General features: G+C 66.9%; 2 protein-coding genes. Both read left to right on the top strand.

Annotated elements, in window-relative coordinates; genetic code table 11:
• Nucleotides 1-356: MarR family transcriptional regulator (locus tag EV292_RS22430; RefSeq protein WP_132911494.1), on the top strand; the 356-nt coding region annotated here is incomplete at its 5' end.
• Nucleotides 353-1,216, top strand: coding sequence for an SDR family oxidoreductase (locus tag EV292_RS22425; protein ID WP_132911493.1), 864 nt, complete (start codon nt 353-355; stop codon nt 1,214-1,216). The genes EV292_RS22430 and EV292_RS22425, both read left to right, overlap by 4 nt.
• The last annotated feature ends 3 nt before the right edge of the window (nt 1,217-1,219 follow it).

Genomic DNA, 1,219 nt, shown 5'->3' with positions numbered 1-1,219 from the left:
CGCCCATGCCGCTGCCTACCGCCTCGATTGCCCGTAACATGGGCCTGACGCGGCAAGCGGTGCAGCGCATTGTCGATGTGCTCGCGGCGCGAGGGCTGGTCGAGTTCCAGAGCAACCCTCACCACCAGCGCGCCAAGCTAGTCGTTCTCACGCCCGCCGGCCTGGAAGCAGTCGCCGAGGCGGAAAACGTAGTTGCGCCGCTCGACCAGGCCATCGCGGACCGGATCGGGAGCGAGCGCCTGCAAGCCGCGAACGCCACGCTGAACGAGATGATCGCCGTCATCACCGAGAGGCTCGACCGTGTCGAAGGCGCATCGGCCTCTGTCTCCCACACCGATGAGGAAACCCTGTCATGATCTTGGTTCTAGGCGCCACCGGCGGCATCGGCGGCGAGGTCTGCCGGCAGCTCAAGCAAGCAGGCGCGCCGTTCCGCGCGATGGCCCGCAAGCAGGAGCAGATCGATCGCTTGCGCCAGGATGGCGTGGACGCGGCGCTCGGCGACCTCGACCGACCCGAGACGTTGACGGCCGCGATGACCGGCATCGACACGCTGTTCCTCGTCACCGCGCCTGAGCCGCCCCAGGTCGCGCGGGAGACGGCGGCGATCGACGCGGCCAGGCGGGCAGGCGTCGGTCGGATCGTGAAGATCTCCGCGTCGGACTGTAACGTGCGGTCGAAAATTCCCTGGGCCAGAGCCCATGCGCTGATCGATCATCACCTGCGCGCTTCCGGCGTCGACTGGACCATCCTGATGCCCACAGCGTTTATGCAGAACTTCCTGTGGTTCACCAAACCGGTGGCCAAGGGCTATCTGCCACTCGGTGCCGGCAAGGGGTCGGTGTCCTGGATCGACTCGCGCGACATCGCGCGGGTCGCCGCAACCGTGCTGACGCAAGACGGGCACAGCCGCGCGACCTATTTCCTGACCGGGCCGCAGACCTTCGACATGAAGGACGCTGCCGCGCAACTGTCGAAGGTGACGGAGCGCAACGTGCGCTACCTCGATCTGCCTGTGCCGGTGTTCCGCACGGTCCTGCGGCTGGCTGGCAACTCGCGTTGGATGGCCAATGGGCTCATCGCGCAGTTCAGCGACATGGTGGCAGGCCACCACGACATTGATCCGACCGGCGAAGTCGAACGCCTGACCGGCGAGCCCCCGAAGGACTTCGCGAGCTTCCTGCGCGATCATCGCGACGCATTCGCCAGAGCCGCCTGACCC

The sequence above is a fragment of the Sphingomonas sp. BK235 genome, assembly GCF_004345855.1.
GTDB lineage: Bacteria > Pseudomonadota > Alphaproteobacteria > Sphingomonadales > Sphingomonadaceae > Sphingomonas.
The sequence above is the reverse complement of the archived record's forward strand: the minus strand, read 5'-3'. Positions and strand labels throughout refer to the sequence as shown.